This is a genomic window from Microcystis sp. (assembly GCF_048564745.1).
In the GTDB taxonomy this organism is placed as follows: domain Bacteria; phylum Cyanobacteriota; class Cyanobacteriia; order Cyanobacteriales; family Microcystaceae; genus Microcystis; species Microcystis ichthyoblabe_A.
In genome coordinates, this window is record NZ_JBLZRT010000014.1 from 1 (window position 1) to 18,354 (window position 18,354).

Consider the following 18,354-nt stretch of genomic DNA (forward strand, 5'->3'; position numbering starts at 1 on the left):
GGATTTACCCTACGGATGGGTGGATAAGTGCGAGGATTTCTGTGACTATTTTGACCCCAAAGTGGACGAATACGAGAAATTAATCACTAATAACCCGATTTTCCGCCGTCGTATTGAAGGGATAGGCTGCATTACCAGAGATGAAGCGATTAACTGGGGTTTATCCGGTCCGATGTTACGCGCTTCTGGGGTGAAATGGGATTTAAGAAAAGTTGACCATTACGAGTGTTACGACGATTTTGACTGGGAAGTGCATTGGGAAACCGCCGGCGATTGTTTTGCTCGTTATCTGGTGCGGATTCGGGAAATGCGCGAATCGGTGAAAATTATCCGGCAAGCACTGAAAGGTTTACCCGGTGGTCCCTACGAAAATCTGGAAGCAAAACGGATGGCAGAAGGGAAAAAATCAGCTTGGAATGATTTTGACTATCAATATATCGCCAAAAAAGTCGCCCCCACTTTTAAGATTCCTAAAGGTGAACATTATGTGCGCTTGGAAAGTGGTAAAGGGGAATTAGGTATCTTTATCGTCGGTAATGATGATGTTTTCCCTTGGCGTTGGAAAATTCGGGCCGCCGATTTTAATAATCTTCAAATTCTGCCTCATATCCTCAAAGGGGTAAAAGTTGCCGATATTATGGCGATTTTAGGCAGTATTGATATTATTATGGGGTCAGTCGATCGCTAAATCTCTTTCAGGGTGAGTTATCTTCTTAACTCACCCTCGTTTTGGCCTAGTTTTATGAAAAAAGCACATCGGCCTTTATTTCAGGTAATGTGCTTCAATCCCTAGTATTTATCTTCATTTAGTGGGTGTGAGTCTTTTTCCCCGCTTCCAATTGAACCTCAGGGATAGGGGGAATCTCGTTTTGGGGAATCTTTAACTCTCCCACCTGAACACCCAAACTAGCCAAGGCGGTTAAAGTGGTGATGATGCGGCAAATCACGTCAATGTCCGCTTTATGTTTTTGCCAGAAATTTTCCTTTTTCATAGATTTTGCTCCTGTCGCCTTAGGGCTTGTTTTTTGAGGACAAGTTGATTAAAATGCTTTCAGCAAATGCTGGCAAAAGGGGATCAAAAAGTGGATCAGATGGTAGGTTGACGTTTGACGAGATTTATGTTAAGGTCTGGCGAAATCAGATTATCGGATGAAGATGTAGAAACCCTTCGTAAGGCTAAAGATGCTTATGAGGGAGACTATTCTTGTGCTTCGGAGAAAATAGAGAAAATATTAATAGAAGCAAGTCGATGGTTACTTGAGGCATTTCTCGAAGAATACCGTAGTCAAACAAAAACTTCCAGTTATACCATTCCATTAAATGTCTTGAAAGCTTGGATGACAGAATCTCAGCCACAATCTGGAGCAACTAAAGAGGTTTTAAAACCAAAGGGTAAGAAATTGTACTTACAAAATAAATCTAAGTTTCAAGGATTTGAAAATGAGAAGAAAAGGGAGTACATTACTCAAAATAAAATAAATACAACCAGAATTGAAGATATTAATGATAATTCAATTCATTTAACCTTAGCAGATATTAATTATCTATTAGATTTGTCTATTTTAAAGGTAATTGGCATATCTGGAGATAGTTTGCGGTTTTGTACTGAACAAAAATATGGACTAGGAAAAAAAGGGCGAACCGCTAAACAATCTTATATTGTTCAAGCTTATTGCGAAGTATTAGGCCTAGATTTTGAAAGCTTACAATGTTGTCAACTTCATCATCAAAACCCAAAAGATCAACGAACAAATAATGGGAAGATTTATGATATTTTAACAGAATTTAATTACACTAATCTAGTAAAATTTACCAGTTCAATAGCTGCTAAACCTTTACGAGAAGGCAGTATTTATATTCCCCCTTGTCCTCATACATATCGTTTTTGGTGTTTACATCGTTTACACAAACAACTCTTTATCACTAATAATTTGCCCGTTAAAACCATTGTTTTTAATTTTCAAGAAGAATGGAATAGGTATAGTCTTTATGGACATTTTTTCAAAGATTTTAAAGATATTAAAGATATTAAAGATATTAAAAAAGTTTTAAAGGCTAATAATCTCTGGTTGATTTTTGAAGGAATTGATTGTGCAAACTTTTCCCTTTTAAAGGATATTTATTCGTTTTGGGAAAGCTTAATTGAAGAAGCTAGTAGAATACAAAATAGTCCCATTAAAGGCTTTTTATTAATGATTTGGTTAGATTATGGAAAAAGTAATGATTGGAGAGATAAGGACAAATTATCAGAATTTACTATTCACCGCTTACAGATTGACTCTTGCTTTGAAAAACGGTCTTTTCAGGAAATTATTCCTACTTTTGCTCAACAACTTCAGTTAGGTTGTGACTTACAGGATGAAACCACAGACTTATTTAAATCTACCTTGCAGAAATTATGGGAAAATAGCAATCAAGGCGACATAGAAAAGACATTGAACGCTTTTTATCAACAATTTCAAGGACAATTATCGAGGGAAAATAGATGGCTAAACTATCCTTAACTTACAGGGGAGAAATTCAACCCAAATCGGATCCTTATTATGAACCGATTCAACAAAAAATTTATCCCTATGACGCAGGTGATGAGTTAATAGAAGTTGTTAACTTGGCTATTGAATTGGAAATGCCTTTGTTACTAGAAGGTGAACCGGGATGTGGCAAAAGTCGTCTAGCTCATGCCTTAGTTTATGAATTTAATAATGGTCAGCAAAGTGGTCCTATAAAATATTATGAGTGGATAGTTCAATCTACAAGTAAAGCGGAAGATAGTCTCTATCAATATGATTATATTGGCCGTTTACAAGCTGCTCAAATTAGCGGAATTTTAAGCCAAAAAGAAATAGAAGAATCTTCTTCTGAGCCAAAAAATCCAGCTACTTCAAAGGATTGGGTTGATTTACAACCCTTGGGTAAAGCATTTAAACAAAGTCAAGATAAGCAAGAACAATCGGTAGTATTAATTGATGAAATAGATAAAGCAGATCGAGATTTTCCTAATGATTTACTTTTAGCCATTGAATCTCGTCGTTTTTTCATTAAAGAAACAGGAGAAACAATTCAAGCAAATGATCAAGCTTTTCCTCTGATTATAATTACCAGTAATCAAGAAAAAAACTTACCCAATGCTTTTCTGAGACGTTGCATTTATCACTATATTGAGCTACCCAACCAAGAAAGATTAAGAAAAATATTAACCGAACGGTTTACCGACGCTGAACAAGAGGTTATCATCAAAGCAGTGGACCGTTTTCAGGAAGTGAGAACATCACAAGACGAGACTAAATCTGAAGGAGAAAAAAAAGTTAGCACCAGTGAATTAATAGCCTGGTTTAAATCGTTGCTCAAGTACAAACCTGAAGAAATTATCGCCAAATTAAACGAGGACAAATTACCCCACGCTAGTGTTTTACTAAAAAGCCGTACCGATTTACAAGATTATGGAACAAGAGGTTAAAAAAGCCAATGACATCCCCCCTACTTGAGCTATTTTATCAACTCAGAGACGAAGAAGGATTTCTGCTGTCTATTGAACAATATTATCGGGTGGAAAATTACCTAATTCAAAAACTCGCCAATGATTCTGATATTGCTATTCAAGAAAATCCCAACTTAGAGAATCCTAAAATTAAACTTCTTTGTCAAGCTTTATGGGTTAAATCCCCGAAAGAAAAACAAAAGTTTGATCAGGCCTGGACAGAGATGCTACAATTCCAACCAGAAATAAATATAGAAATAGCCCAAAAAACACCTATTCGCCATCCAGAAGAATCGATTAGCAAAATCATAAACCCGATGGATGATAGGGAATCTCCCTCATTAGAAATTACCCCTCCGGGGGATACACCAATAGCACCAGAGACTTCATTTCCACAAATTGCCACAGCTATTGAAAAGCGAAAAAAAATCACATCCCTAGATAATCCTGATTATTATCCTATTGGCATCGCTAAGTTACAAGAAAGTTGGCAGCAACTGCGTCCATTACCCCTAGAAAGTCCTCGACAAACTTGGGATCTAAAAGCCACGGTGATGGCAACGGCTAAACGAGGTTTTTTTGATCAAATAATTTACCAAAAGAAACAACTTTATCGCCGAGAAATTATTATTTTTATTGATTGTTCTGACTCGATGATTCCCTTTGCAGGATTTGGTAGGATAATGAAGCAAACTTGGGCAAATGTTCCCCATTTTTACTTTGATAATCTGATTAGAGACGAGGTTTTACGACAAGAAAACGGTTGGGAAAGTCAATCTTTAAGCAAAGTTCTCTCTAACTATTCTCCGGAAGTAACCAGTTGTCTAATTCTTAGTGATGCGGGTGCCGCTAGAAAACGTTATGTAGAAGAGCGCTTGAGCGCAACAGAAACCCTTATCCGACGATTTAGCCGAAGATTTAGCCGAGTCGCATGGTTAAACCCCTTACCCTATCATCGATGGTATGGGACAACTGCGATCGATATTGCTGATTTAGCTGAAGATATACCCAATTTTTCCATGTTTGAACTAACCACAGAGGACTGGGAAAACTTGATAACATGGCTAAAAGAAGAAGCTATCCCACCCCGTCATTTATTTAATCCTAATCAGTTTCAACAAGGGGATAATTGGGATGAGGATGAAGATTTTTTTAGCGCAAAAAGCCGTTTAAGATTATTTGAAAAAGAAAACGAACCAAACACCAGAGAACTAGCGAAACGAGCGGCATTTCCCCTTAGTTTATCCCCTAATTTACTTTATTATCTGCGTCAACATCAAGATAAAAATAATCAAGCTCCCTGGTATGCGATCGCTGATATTTTACTCTCCAGTTTAGTCCGCAAAATAGATCGAGAACTCTATGAAATGTCTCCCGATGTTCGTAAACTACTATTAGAAAAATTAACCCCAGAGGAACTCAAATCTCTGGCCTATCAGTTACAAACCTATATTCAGGAACAAATCGGTGATTATTGCTCAAAATCGGTTTATTGGCAAAATCAACAATGGTTAGCTCTTGCCTACCTAAAACCCAGTCAAGCGGTCAACGAAATCAAACAGGTACTAGCAGAAGCTATCAAAAATAATAACCGAGTGCGTCTTGTGAGATTGACAGCTTTATTAGAAAATATATCGGCTGCTTTAGCCGATTATGAACCCTTGTTATTGCTTAATAAAACGATTGCCGCCTATTCTAGAGGGGATTTAAACCCCGTTGGCAATGTCCTTCAACTTTCCCCAGAAGACGAAGGAACCCTACAAAAACGTTTAATAGACGAAGTAGCCGCTATTGTTACCCGCGATGAAAACCTTTTTACCGCAGAAACGGTATTGGTTAATAAAACAGGCCAAGTTATCGAGAGAAAACCTGTTAAAGCCTATTTTTACGATGAAAACCTTGCGGAAGTTGGCAACTGGAAAAAAGCTCAAAACTATATCCGCATGATGTATATTCCCCAAGGAGAATTCTGGATGGGAACGGAAGATGAGGAAATCGAAAGACTGGTTAAAAAATTTGGTTGGGACGCACATAAAAGGGAAAGACCACAACACCTAGTCAAAGTCCCCGCTTTCTACATGAGTCAAACCCCGATTACCCAGGGCCAGTGGAGAGCGATTGCCGCAACTGCTAAAATAGACATCGACCTGAAGACAAACCCTTCTCGCTTCATAGGGGATGAGCTACCTGTAGAAAGAGTCAACTGGTATGAAGCAAGGGAATTCTGTAAACGACTATCAAGGGAAACAAAACCGGAATATCGGCTACCGAGTGAGGCAGAATGGGAGTATGCTTGTCGTGCTGGAACCACCACCCCATTCTACTTTGGGGAAACCATTACCGGGGAATTGGCTAACTACAATGCTGGCTATACCTACGCCGGGGAAGCGAAGGGAGAATATCGACAACAAACGACTCCCGTGGGACAGTTTCCCCCAAACGCTTTTGGACTGTACGATATGCACGGCAATGTCTGGGAGTGGTGCGCCGATACCTGGCACGATAATTATGAGGGTGCGCCAACGGATGGCAGTGTCTGGATAATATATGGGGCTGATAATCGTTCTCCGTTGCGGGGCGGTTCTTGGTACGACGATCCGAATTACTGCCGTTCCGCTTCCCGCGACAACAACGCCCGCCGCGTCTACTACCACTACTTCGGCTACGGTTTTCGGGTGGTGTGCGGTGCTGGGAGGACCCTGTAACCCTTTTTCTCTTTTTTTCCCGCCCAAAGGCCGGTCGATTTTGTAGGGGCGAACTGTGGTCAGTGAGTTTATCGAACTGCGTTCGCCCACCGGCAATAATCGTCCCACCGGCAATTATCGGCCCACCCGTTTTTGGGGAATTTGGGGGGAATTTGGGTTATTTGGGCGCACGCAATGCGCCCCTACGGGTTTTTGGGGGGTTGGGCGCACGCAATGCGCCCCTACGGGTTTTGGGGGAATTTGGGTTATTTGGGCGCACGCGATGCGCCCCTACGGGTTTTGGGGGAATTTGGGTTATTTGGGGGGAATTTGGGTTATTTGGGCGCACGCGATGCGCCCCTACGGGTTTTTGGGGGGTTGGGCGCACGCGATGCGCCCCTACGGGTTTTTGGGGGAATTTGGGAATTTGGGCGCACGCGATGCGCCCCTACGGGTTTTGGACGCAGCGGAAGGCGAAAAACCCCCGCATCAAGTTAATCTAGATACCTTTCGAGAAAAAATTTTTTTGCACAGGGAGTCCTTAAAATAGAAGAGGGAACACAAAACCAAATTGCTGGTATTTTTCCTCTGGGCATGGTGGCGCAGTTTATAGAATTTAGCTGGAATTTATGAATCATTTTCTGCATTCTTTCACTGTTTTTCCTGATTCTGCCCGAAAATCTCGCTCTTACTCCCTGGGTAAACTGCGACGACCCTTAATCTTCCTGTTTACCGTCGGTTGTCTGACTAGCGTGGTCGGTTATCGTTTCTATAATCAGCCGAAATTGGCCGTCGGGACTATTTCCCCCGTCACGATTATCGCCCCCGAAGATGCCCGTTTTCAAGACCAAGAAACCACCGCCCTCAAACGCCAAAAAATTCGGGCTGGACTGCTTCCCCGGCTGAAAAGAGACCCCCAAACCACCGACCAGATCGAGCGATCGCTGCGAGACACTTTAGGGCAATTAAGTCAAATTCGCCCAATTCTGCGAAGAAATTCCATTTTAATGGGCAGGACTATTTCCAACGCCACAATGGAAACGCTGCTCACCTTTTCTGCCCCTCAATGGTCAACTCTACAAAGCCGCCTCAACTATGAAGAATCTTTTACAAACCTCTTGACAAAAGAGCAGGAATATGCTGTTAGCGAAATCCAAGCCTATCGTCAGCGCGTGACGAAGGGAAGCTTTGAGCAATTTATCGATCGATTAGGGCAATTACGGCAAATAAAGGAGCAAACCAGCCAAAATTATCGGCATTCCAGCTTAAATAAACTCAAATACGCCGATCTGATCACAGTGGCCCAAATGGGCGATCGAGAGTGGCAAAACCTAGAAAAAGCCATCCTGCAAGCGAGTCGCCGGATTTTGGTGCAAGGCATTCCCCCGGGGATTTCCACCAGTCACCTACAGGATACCATCGCCGTGCAGATTAGCAGCGATCGCCTAACCGGTCGCCAGCAGTCTTTAGCCGAAAATATCCTTCTGGCGGCCCTGGAGGGAGAAGCGAACCTGATAGAAGATCGGGAGGCAACCAAAGAACAAGCCGCTAAAGCGGTGGAAGCGGTAGATATGGTCATGTCTAGCGCTCAAACCGGTCAAATTATCGTTAAAGCAGGCGAAAAAATTACTCAAGCTCAGTTTGTTCTCATTGATGGCTTTGGTTTGAGCGAACGGGGCATTAACTGGATGGGTTTAGGGTCAACGGCAATCCTTGTCACCAGCGCGATCGGGACTTTTTGTCTCGTTGCTCAGCGTCTCCATCGGCCTCTGCGTCACCGGGATTTTCTTCTCTTGGGTTTGCTAAGTTTTACCACACCGATCCTAGCGATCGCCAATATTCCCTTTACCAATCTGGCAGCCGTAGGTTTATTAGTCAGCAGTTTCTACGGCCCGACTCTGGCCGTCACCCAAGTCCTCTTAACTGCCGGTCTTTCCCTATTCAGCATCCAAGGTATCAGCGCCGATTTAATCGCGGGGACGATAGGGGGACTATTAGCGGCCATGATAGCGGGAAAATTGCGCTCCAGGGATGAATTATCGCTGCTAGGGATGGGAATCGGAGTCAGCCAAGGGGGTGTTTATCTGCTCACTTACCTAATCGTTAGTGCCACGGCCAGCACGATCATCTATACTCTACTACCCACGGCGCTCGTCTATGGTCTATCGGGGATAGCTTGGACGGTAATCGCCCTAGGATTATCCCCCTATTTGGAACGCTGTTTCGATGTGGTCACTCCCATTCGTCTGGTGGAGTTGTCCAATCCTAATTGTAGTTTGCTCAAACGTTTGGCCACGGAAGCGCCGGGGACTTTTCAACATACCCTTTTTGTCGCCTGTTTAGCTGAAGCGGCCGCCCGAAAACTGCACTGTAATGTGGAATTAATTCGCACGGGGACCCTCTATCACGATATCGGGAAAATGCACGATCCTCTCGGTTTTATTGAAAATCAAATGGGTGGCCCGAATAAACACGATGAAATTAATGATCCCTATGTCAGCGCCGAGATTATTAAAAAGCACGTTAGCGAAGGGTTAGTCATGGCCCGCAGACACGGTTTACCGCGAGTAGTCCGCGATTTTATTCCCGAACACCAAGGCAATCTCTTAATTTCCTATTTTTATCAGCAAGCTTTGCAAAAATCCGCCCAAAATGGTCAAGAATTCGTCGATGAGGCGGCTTTTCGCTACGATGGTCCGATTCCCCAATCGCGAGAAACGGCGATCGTTATGTTAGCCGATAGTAGCGAGGCCGCTTTGCGATCGCTGAAGGAGGCCTCCCCAGAACAAGCTATGGATATGATCAAAAAGATTTTTCAGGCCCGATGGCGCGATCAACAATTAGTAGATAGTGGTATTCGTCAGGAGGAATTACCAATTATTGCCGAGGTTTTTGTGCAAGTTTGGCAACAATTCCACCATCAACGCATTGCCTACCCGAAAGCAGTTTTAGAAGTCTCCTCAGCCAAAAAAATATGAAAAAAGATACTTGGCTAAATCCGTTACAATTTCTCTACGAACAAGATGAACATCTCTGGTTAACTGAAACAATTAAACTTCTCAAGGAAAATCGTCTAGCTGAGTTGGATATTCAACATTTAATCGAGGAGTTGGAGGCTTTGAGCAAACGGGATAAAAATCGAGTTGAGAGTTTTTTAAGACAGATAATTATTCATCTTTTGTTATGGCAATATTGGTCAGAAGAATTTGAATTAAATCATCGGCATTGGCAAGGAGAAATAGCCACTTTTAGAGTTCAGCTAAATGGATATTTAAGCACAAATTTAGAAAAATATCTCCTAGATAACCAAGAAAAAATCTATCAAGATGCCGTTTTTATTGTCGGGCAAAAAACTGAAATATCTCCTCACAATTTTCCTCTAAATTGTCCCTATTCCCTTGAACAAATGCTTGATAGGCATTGGTTGCCAGAGCGAAATTAGTTAAATCCCACAGCTAAAAATCAAGGATAATTACCAAAATGCTACTAATTACTCTCAACGAAAATACTTTATCTTTATCTCCCGGCAGTCAAGTTATTTTTCCGCATCAGACTTGGGAAGATTACGAAAGATTGCTGAGTTTACGTCTCCAGAAAACCTATCCCAAACTCTGTTTTAATCGCAAAACGCAAGAAATTCGGCTTATGTCTCCCTTACCAAGTCATGGCAAACGTATCAATCTTTTAAGTGATTTAGTAAAAATTATCCTTCGTCGTCAAGGCAAAGACTGGGAATGTTTTGATCCAATCACCTTGAAAATTCCGGGAGAAGCAGGAGTAGAGCCGGATACTTGTTTTTATATTGATAATAGAGAGGCAATTTTAGGCAAAGAGAGAATTGATTTAACTGTCGATCCTCCTCCCGATTTAGCTATAGAAGTGGACTTTACTTCTCTGACTGATGTAGAGGCTTATCAATTGTTAAAAATCCCCGAATTGTGGGTTTATCGTCGGGAAGAATTAAAAATATATCTGTTCAGAGAAGACGGTTATCAAGAAAGCGAAAATAGTCGTCTCTTTCCCGATATAAATATCAAGAAACTTTTACCCTATTATGTAGAATTAGGCTGGAATCAAGGTTCTAGTCTTGCTTTACGTCAGTTTGAAGCTTTAGAGAATTTTAGTTAAAACACTTTTTGTATAAAAGTGAGTCATGTATCCAATTAATCCCCCCTTAATCCAGGCTTAATAAGGCTTGATCCCCCCTGCTCCCCTTAATAAGGGGGGTGCCGATAGGCGGGGGAATCTGACAAACTAAAGATAATTACCAAAATGCTACTAATTACTCTCAACGAAAATACTTTATCTTTATCTCCGGGCAGTCAAGTTATTTTTCCGCATCAGACTTGGGAAGATTACGAAAGATTGCTGAGTTTACGTCTCCAAAAAACCTATCCCAAACTCTATTTTAATCGCAAAACTCAAGAAATTCGGCTTATGTCTCCTTTACCAAGTCATGGCAATCGTGTTGATACATTAAGGGATTTAGTAAAAATTATCCTCCGTCGTCAAGGTAAAGACTGGCAATGTTTTGATCCGATTACCTTGAAAATGCCTGGAGAAGCGGGAGTAGAACCAGATACCTGTTTTTATATTGATAATAGAGAGGCAATTTTAGGCAAAGAGAGAATTGATTTAACTGTTGATCCTCCTCCCGATTTAGCTATAGAAGTGGACTTTACTTCTCTGACTGATGTAGAGGCTTATCAATTGTTGAAAATACCCGAATTGTGGGTTTATCGTCGGGAAGAATTAAAAATATATCTGTTAATAGAAGACAGTTATCAAGAAAGCGAAAATAGTCGTCTCTTTCCCGATATAAATATCAAGAAACTTTTACCCTATTATGTTGAATTAGGCTGGAATCAAGGTTCTAGTCTTGCTTTACGTCAGTTTGAAGCTTTAGAGAATTTTAGTTAATACTAAATTCGCCACCGTGCCGCTACCCAGTGCCTTCGCCATCACCCTAATTTGGCCCGGCGGAATCGCTACCGCTAGACTAAACTTAGTTTATTGTGGTTCTGAGAACGCAGACTCGTCACTAATGTTTCAATGTAATTAATCGCTAGACTGGAGGAAAGAAAGGCAAAACTTGCTTTTTCTCCTCTTTTTTTGAGAAATCTTATGACAGTAATTAGGGTTTGCTAAAAAAGTTTGTTGGTGGGGTTAGGAGTCAGCAGTCAGTAGTCAGATTTGAATCAGTTATCAGTTATCAGATGTGAGTTTTCAGTTCACTGTTCACTGTTTACTGTTCACAGCACAAAACTCTCCGCTCCCCTATACCTTCTGAACGGGATTTAGTATTAATTATCAATAGGGACTCACTCAAGATTCCTAACTATGTAATTTTACTGAATTCGCTGCTTTCAGACAATCATGCTGTCCATTGTTAACGTGACAAACACATAATAAATTGCGAAAATCGTCATAAAAACACACCTCAACTCCATCAGCAATAGCATACCAAGAAGACTGATGGAAGAAATCATCGACTGTGGTGAAACTAGCCATTAAATCATGACGATACCAAATTTGTCGATGTTGATGGGAATTCCACTTATATCCTTGAGCTTTTAGCAAGTCTCTAATCTGAATAGTCGGGTGAGAACCCTTCCCTTTTTGATTGCCGATTTCAATAGTTATATATTTTGAATTATCTCCTGGTATTGGATATTCTTGCCAATTAATTTTATTCAGATTTAAATGGGCAAGAAAGGGCGAATAGTTAGGACTTTCTGTAATTATATAGAGTTGCTCGATCGCACGGGTGATAGCCACATAAAAAAGACGACGTTCCTCAGCAACAATTCCCTCGGGATGACTGCCAAAAATTCTAGTAAAAACCCAATCGGGATGAATTAAAGGATAGGAACGATTAACCGCATCTAAAATTATAACAACTTGTTTTTCTAATCCTTTGTATTTATGGGATGTGGAAATAGTCAAATGATCTCGCAAATTTTCGGGGAGATGTCCACGGATTGCATTAAGAAAGTCTTCTAATTTATTTTGATCATTGACAAACCAATGCAGGTTATTTTTGCGATTGAGTAAAACCACTTCTTGATTATTTTCAATAATAATCTTCTTGATTAAACGTAATAAAGCAGGAGTAATATGATCCCCATTATGATCTTCAATCTCTCTTGGGGTTGGCTCAAAATCTTGTAGATCAACCAGTTTAACAAATCCCGACTCTTTTTTATGAGGTTGAGCGGGTTTTCCTAAACCATTCATCAAGTTATTTCCTGTGGTGACAATGGCAGAGGCTGAACGATAGTTTGTTGATATATTTAATTTTAGAGAATTGGGAAAATAATTAGCAAAGTTTTGATAATAGTTAAGATCGGAACCAGCAAAACCATTAATAGCTTGCCAATCATCCCCTACACAAAAAAACCAAGCTTGAGAATTTTGCTTTCTAATGGCTGTGATCAAGCGATAAAATAGCTCGGAAAAGTCTTGATATTCATCAATTAAAATATATTTAAGGTTACTTAAATCACCCACACCAGATTTCCGTCTAAAAATTGTTTGCCCGGAGGTGATAAGTTTAGCTGCTGTTTGCATTAATCCGTCAAAATCTTCTTCTCCTGTAGCTTTTAATCTTTCTAGATACGCTCGATAAAAAACCTGTCCTAATTCTAGAAACTGTGACTCAAATTCCTCTAGACAATTATGATTAAAAATTTTATTCTCTAATTCTTCAGTAGTTAAAAACTGCTGGCGACAGCGTTGCACAAATTGAACCATCGCTTTGGTAAAATGATCGATCGAGCGTCTTTTGACTTTTGCCCAAATTTCATCTTCACTCAGTCTATTACAGAGTAAACCAAAACTTTCAATTTTATGCTTCAGTAAATTACCAAATTGCTCCTGTGCTGCTTTTATATCCTGAGGATTAAATTCAAGAAATTGCCATCGAGCTTGATTTTGAGCATTTTGCCAAAACTGACGTTTTCTTGCGGACATTTCGTCATAATCTGGATCACCTTGTAATCCAAAATATTCAATAATAATTCCTTGATTTTTGCCAGTAAATATGGTAAAGTCTGGACGATAATTTATTCCATTCCAATCATAGTTACGTTCGTAGCTATAGAATAAATTATGCTCAAATAAAAAGTTTGCGATCACTTTTTCGCCAAAGGATTTATAGTATCTACCATCTAATCCTTCTCTGGGTAGAGAACGACGATAAGATAACATTTCTTCTCGATTTAATAAATGACCACCTCTAACTAGATTTTCCCAATCTCCACGAAACTTAGCCATCATTAAATCACGAATCTTTGAGAAATACTGTGGAGACTTGAGGTGATCATCAATTACTGATTGTAAAGCTTTGCTTTTTCTTTGTTCCCCACCGGATTGATCGAAAATTAGTTCTTCTTCTGGGTGAACTAACCCATAAGCTAAAGCATGGAATGTCATCACATAGGGAATGTTATTTAGTGAATTGTGTTCAATTCTTTCTCTTATTTCCTCGGCTGCTTTGCGGTTGAAAGCTAGTATTAATATTTCCCTTGGTAAAATACCACAATGTTTCTGCAAAAATAAAGCTTTGTTGACTAATGTGCTAGTTTTGCCGCTACCCGCACGCGCTAAGACTTGGATATTATTATTAACTTCTCCAATGGCTAAAGACTGCTCTAAATCTGGTTTTCTTCCTAGATTTTTTTCTAGCCAAGATTGCACAAATCTATGTTTCTCTTGCCAAAATTCTCCCTTAGTCAGATATTTATACAATCTTTCCTGATAAAGTTTATTTACATTAAGGAAATCATATTCAAGCTTCTGGTAAATATCTTGTAGTATTTTATTTTTAATTTCTGGTACTTTTTGGAAAATTTCTTGTACGGTAATAAAGGGAAATATATCACTAAATTGATTAATAATTTTCTCGATTCTATATTCAGCAAAAAAATTATGCTGATATTTAATATGCACAGACACGGTATCATCTTCGTATTTTATGTTGATGATTTGTCCATATTTATAATTCTTAGTGCCTTTTATCCCCGTCTTTTTCCCTTTGTATTTCACTTCTTCACGAATACGACTAACCTTTTTACCCACAAGAAGCTTCCAAGCTTGATCATAATTACCAACAAGCTCGGCAAATTCCTGAATATTATTAATTACTAATTGCTTATTTAGGTTTGAATTATCCATTGTAACCTCACCTGACCTTACATGATCGAGTGCTGTCTTTCAGCTATGTTTATTGTTCCCTAGGGTAGTGGGAAACTAACAGCGATCGCTTCCCATAAACATAAAGTATAACCTAATTTGGTATTGACGAACAGCTACCGAAAAGGAAAACTTCCTAGAGGTGTGATAAATAGAATTAAATGCTTGATAATCTCGGTTTTTAGGCAAAGGGAGACAGATCTACCCCTATCCCTAGGGACCGAAAAGTGCGATGTCAAGAAAGAATGGCAATCATGGCAATCATAGCAAACCGGGGACTTTGCGATAGATAGAAACGGTCGATCCCCGGAATCCTACACTGGTAAATTCTACTTCATCTCCCGCTTCATAGATATGTTCTTGCCAAACTCCCGAATCCTCGCGACGGTGACATTCAATTTTAATCTGGTTTTGATGAATAAGAATGTATTCTTTTAAGGTGGGACAGGTTTGATAATCGCTGAATTTATCACCCCTATCAAAGGATTCCGTAGATTTCGATAATACTTCAATAATCAGAACGGGATAGAGAATAAAATCATCGGTATTGTTAATCTCTCTCTCGTCACAAACCACCGCAATATCGGGATAATAATAACAATTTGCCTCCTCTAACCGGACTTTGATATCGGAAGTGAGAACAAGACAGGGACTATCATCGAGATGATTACCTAAAACCTTGGCTAAATTGGCCGATAAAACGATATGCGGCTTTTTTGCCCCTACCATCGCATAAATCCGTCCTTTTCGGTACTCATGCTTGATCGGACTGACTCTTTCCCCTTCTAGATACACTTCTGGAGAGACATAAAAAAAATTAGGATTCGTCACCATCGTCCCCATGCTCCCTATCCTCGAATAACTAAATTATAGCCTTTGGGAATCATCGCTCTTGGACACAATCTCGCTAGACTTATAGATCAATGATTGTCACTTGTAATATTTATATTACAGTTATGTGACAGACTAGAGATAACGACTCTCAAAGGGACGTTATTTAGGAATGAATCCCGAAAACGATTGATATCCATAGGTTTGCCAGAATGTCCAACGCTAAAAGTTACAAAGATACCGTTAATTTGCCTCAAACTGACTTTGATATGCGAGCAAATGCCAGCAAACGTGAGCCAGAAATCCAGAAATTCTGGCAAGATGAGCAAATATACGAGAAATTAGCGCAAAATAACCCCAAAGAATTATTTATTCTCCACGATGGTCCACCCTACGCTAACGGGTCACTGCATATCGGTCATGCTTTAAATAAAATTCTCAAAGACATTATCAATAAATATAAACTGCTGCAAGGCTACAAAGTGCGCTATGTGCCGGGTTGGGATTGTCACGGGTTGCCGATCGAACTGAAGGTTTTACAAAGTCTCAAAAGCTCGGAAAAAGAGGGTCTAACCCCTTTGAAATTACGTCAGAAAGCCCACGATTTTGCCCTTCAAACGCAAAAAGAACAGTGTGAAGGTTTCAAAAGGTATGGAGTCTGGGGAGACTGGGAAAATCCCTATTTAACCCTACAACCGGAATACGAGGCCGCTCAAATTGCCGTATTCGGAAAAATGGCCCTAAAAGGTTATATTTATCGGGGACTAAAACCAGTTCACTGGAGTCCTAGTTCTCAAACCGCTTTAGCTGAGGCAGAATTAGAATATCCCGAAGGTCACACTTCCCGCAGTGTCTATGTTGCTTTCCCGATCACATCAGTTTCAACCCCGGTTTTAACGCCATTTTTGCCTAATTTATCCGTGGCTATCTGGACGACTACCCCTTGGACTTTACCCGGGAATTTGGCCGTCGCATTAAACCCAGAATTAAACTATTCAGTGGTGGAAACTAGCGAGTCTAATTATCTAATCGTAGCGACGGATTTAGTCGAAAAATTGGCCGACACTTTTAACAGGACTTTGACGATTAAAGCAACGGTTAAAGGTCTGGAATTAGAACATACTAAATATCGTCATCCTTTGTTTGACAGAGAAAGTGCGATTCTCATTGGTGGGGATTATGTCACCACCGATTCCGGCACCGGATTAGTTCACACGGCCCCCGGCCATGGTCAGGAGGATTATATCGTCGGCCAACGTTACGGTTTACCGATACTTTCTCCCGTGGATGATAAGGGAAATTTCACCGCAGAAGCAGGACAATTTGCGGGTTTAAATGTCTTGAAAGATGCTAATGAAGCGATAATTTTAGCACTGACAGAAAAAGGGGCCTTACTCAAAGAAGAAGCATATCAGCATAAATATCCCTACGATTGGAGAACCAAAAAACCGACAATTTTCCGCGCAACAGAACAATGGTTTGCTTCCGTGGAAGGATTCCGAGAATTAGCTTTAGACGCGATTGATTCAGTGCGTTGGATTCCCGCAACAGGGAAGAATCGCATCACTTCTATGGTTAGTGAAAGAAGCGATTGGTGTATCTCTCGTCAGCGCAGTTGGGGGGTTCCTATTCCTGTTTTTTATGACGAAGAAACAAATGAACCTCTGTTAACGGAGGAGACGATTAATCACGTTCAAGCTATCTTCGCAGTCAAGGGTTCTAATGCTTGGTGGGAGTTATCGGTAGAGGAATTATTGCCTCCCAGTTATCGCGATAATGGTCGCAGTTATCGCAAGGGAATGGATACTATGGATGTGTGGTTTGATTCTGGTTCTAGTTGGAATGCGGTGGCTAATGCTCGACCAGAATTAAGTTATCCTGCGGATATGTATCTAGAAGGATCGGATCAGCATCGGGGATGGTTTCAATCGAGTTTATTAACCAGTGTCGCTGCTAATGGTATTGCTCCCTATAAAACGGTGTTAACTCACGGTTTTGTTTTGGATGAACAGGGACGAAAAATGAGTAAATCTCTGGGTAATGTCATCGATCCCAATGTAATCATTAATGGGGGTAAAGACCAGAAAAAAGAACCCGCTTATGGGGTAGATGTGATTCGGTTATGGGTGTCCTCGGTGGACTATACCAATGATGTGAATATCGGTCAAAATATTCTTAAACAGTTGGTAGATATCCGTAATAAAATCCGTAACACTGCTAGGTTTTTACTGGGGAGTTTAAATGATTTTGATCCCGTTAAGGATGCGGTAGCTTATGAAGATCTACCGGAGATCGATCGCTATATGTTACATCGTATCTCGGAGGTGTTTACGGAAGTAACGGCAGCTTTTGAAAGTTTCCAATTCTTCCGCTTTTTCCAGACGGTACAGAATTTTTGTGTTGTCGATTTATCTAACTTTTATATCGACATCGCTAAGGATCGTTTATACATTTCTGATCCTAATTCTTTCCGTCGTCGCAGTTGTCAAACAGTCTATGCTATTGCTTTAGAAAATCTCGCTAAAGCGATCGCTCCTGTCCTGTCTCATCTAGCGGAAGATATCTGGCAATTTCTACCCTACAAAACTCCTTATTTATCAGTATTTGAGTCAGGATGGCTAAACATCAATCCTGCTTGGAATAATCGCGAATTGGCCGATAAATGGGCGAAATTCCGGCAGCTACGCACCGAAGTTAATAAGGTGATGGAAACTGCCAGAAATGATAAGGCGATCGGTGCTTCTTTAGAGGCAAAAGTTTTACTTTATGTTCCCGATGAAACCTTACAACAGGAGTTAGAATTATTCAACAATTGTGATAGTTTAACTGGGAATAAAGTTGATGAATTGCGTTATCTATTTCTCTCTTCCCAAGTGGAATTAGTTAGTGATATTAGCGCGATTCAAACCGCAGAATATAAGGGAGAATCAGACTTTGTTTCGGTGGGAATTGTCAAAGCAGACGGCGAAAAATGCGATCGCTGTTGGAATTATTCCACTCAAGTGGGAAAATTTGCCGATGATCCCACTATTTGCGAGCGCTGTAATGCCGCTTTAAAAGGAGAGTTCTAAGCTAAATTAAAAGGGTGCTTTATTGTCTAATAAAGTACCCTTGTTTAATCCTCAGCTAAAAACTTATTCACAGGTATTAACTCTAGGGAATAGATAA

At 40.4% G+C, this 18,354-nt stretch carries 12 protein-coding genes and 1 pseudogene; 10 read left to right on the plus strand and 3 right to left on the minus strand.

Going from position 1 to position 18,354, the window contains the following annotated elements:
• Positions 1 to 688: pseudogene (locus ACOCD9_RS02380) on the plus strand (NADPH-quinone oxidoreductase); the annotation flags it as partial.
• A gap of 118 nt (positions 689 to 806) precedes the next feature.
• Here the strand turns inward: ACOCD9_RS02380 and ACOCD9_RS02385 are convergent.
• Positions 807 to 992: a hypothetical protein gene (locus ACOCD9_RS02385; RefSeq protein WP_419546278.1), complete on the minus strand. Its 186-nt coding sequence runs from the start codon at positions 990 to 992 to the stop codon at positions 807 to 809.
• A 126-nt stretch (positions 993 to 1,118) separates the two neighbouring features.
• Between ACOCD9_RS02385 and ACOCD9_RS02390 the strand changes: the two genes are divergently transcribed.
• From ACOCD9_RS02390 to ACOCD9_RS02425, 8 genes are all read left to right on the plus strand, one after another.
• Positions 1,119 to 2,504: a hypothetical protein gene (locus tag ACOCD9_RS02390; RefSeq protein WP_419546279.1), complete on the plus strand. Its 1,386-nt coding sequence runs from the start codon at positions 1,119 to 1,121 to the stop codon at positions 2,502 to 2,504.
• Positions 2,486 to 3,457: an AAA family ATPase gene (locus ACOCD9_RS02395; RefSeq protein ID WP_419546280.1), complete on the plus strand. Its 972-nt coding sequence runs from the start codon at positions 2,486 to 2,488 to the stop codon at positions 3,455 to 3,457. Before ACOCD9_RS02390 ends, ACOCD9_RS02395 begins: the two co-directional genes overlap by 19 nt.
• Before the next feature lie 8 nt (positions 3,458 to 3,465).
• Entirely contained in the window at positions 3,466 to 6,183 is a 2,718-nt protein-coding gene (locus tag ACOCD9_RS02400; protein ID WP_419546281.1) for a formylglycine-generating enzyme family protein, read from the plus strand.
• A 55-nt stretch (positions 6,184 to 6,238) separates the two neighbouring features.
• A complete protein-coding gene (locus ACOCD9_RS02405; RefSeq protein WP_419546282.1) occupies positions 6,239 to 6,712 on the plus strand; it encodes a hypothetical protein in 474 nt (157 codons plus the stop codon).
• A gap of 79 nt (positions 6,713 to 6,791) precedes the next feature.
• Entirely contained in the window at positions 6,792 to 9,140 is a 2,349-nt protein-coding gene (locus ACOCD9_RS02410) for an HD family phosphohydrolase (RefSeq protein ID WP_419546283.1), read from the plus strand.
• A complete protein-coding gene (locus ACOCD9_RS02415) occupies positions 9,137 to 9,604 on the plus strand; it encodes a DUF29 domain-containing protein (protein ID WP_419546284.1) in 468 nt (155 codons plus the stop codon). Before ACOCD9_RS02410 ends, ACOCD9_RS02415 begins: the two co-directional genes overlap by 4 nt.
• Before the next feature lie 38 nt (positions 9,605 to 9,642).
• Positions 9,643 to 10,290, plus strand: a complete 648-nt coding sequence (locus tag ACOCD9_RS02420; RefSeq protein WP_287700313.1) for a Uma2 family endonuclease — start codon at positions 9,643 to 9,645, stop codon at positions 10,288 to 10,290.
• Between the two features lie 144 nt (positions 10,291 to 10,434).
• The gene (locus ACOCD9_RS02425) at positions 10,435 to 11,082 is read left to right on the plus strand and encodes a Uma2 family endonuclease (RefSeq protein ID WP_287700311.1); all 648 of its coding nucleotides are present in this window, start codon (positions 10,435 to 10,437) and stop codon (positions 11,080 to 11,082) included.
• Positions 11,083 to 11,496: 414 nt separating this feature from the next.
• On the opposite strand, the gene ACOCD9_RS02430 is transcribed toward ACOCD9_RS02425, so the two are convergent.
• Positions 11,497 to 14,337: a UvrD-helicase domain-containing protein gene (locus ACOCD9_RS02430; protein WP_419546285.1), complete on the minus strand. Its 2,841-nt coding sequence runs from the start codon at positions 14,335 to 14,337 to the stop codon at positions 11,497 to 11,499.
• Positions 14,338 to 14,616: 279 nt separating this feature from the next.
• Positions 14,617 to 15,189, minus strand: a complete 573-nt coding sequence (locus ACOCD9_RS02435; RefSeq protein WP_104397758.1) for a Uma2 family endonuclease — start codon at positions 15,187 to 15,189, stop codon at positions 14,617 to 14,619.
• A gap of 209 nt (positions 15,190 to 15,398) precedes the next feature.
• Between ACOCD9_RS02435 and ileS the strand changes: the two genes are divergently transcribed.
• Positions 15,399 to 18,257, plus strand: a complete 2,859-nt coding sequence (gene ileS, locus ACOCD9_RS02440) for an isoleucine--tRNA ligase (protein WP_419546286.1) — start codon at positions 15,399 to 15,401, stop codon at positions 18,255 to 18,257.
• Positions 18,258 to 18,354: the final 97 nt, after the last annotated feature.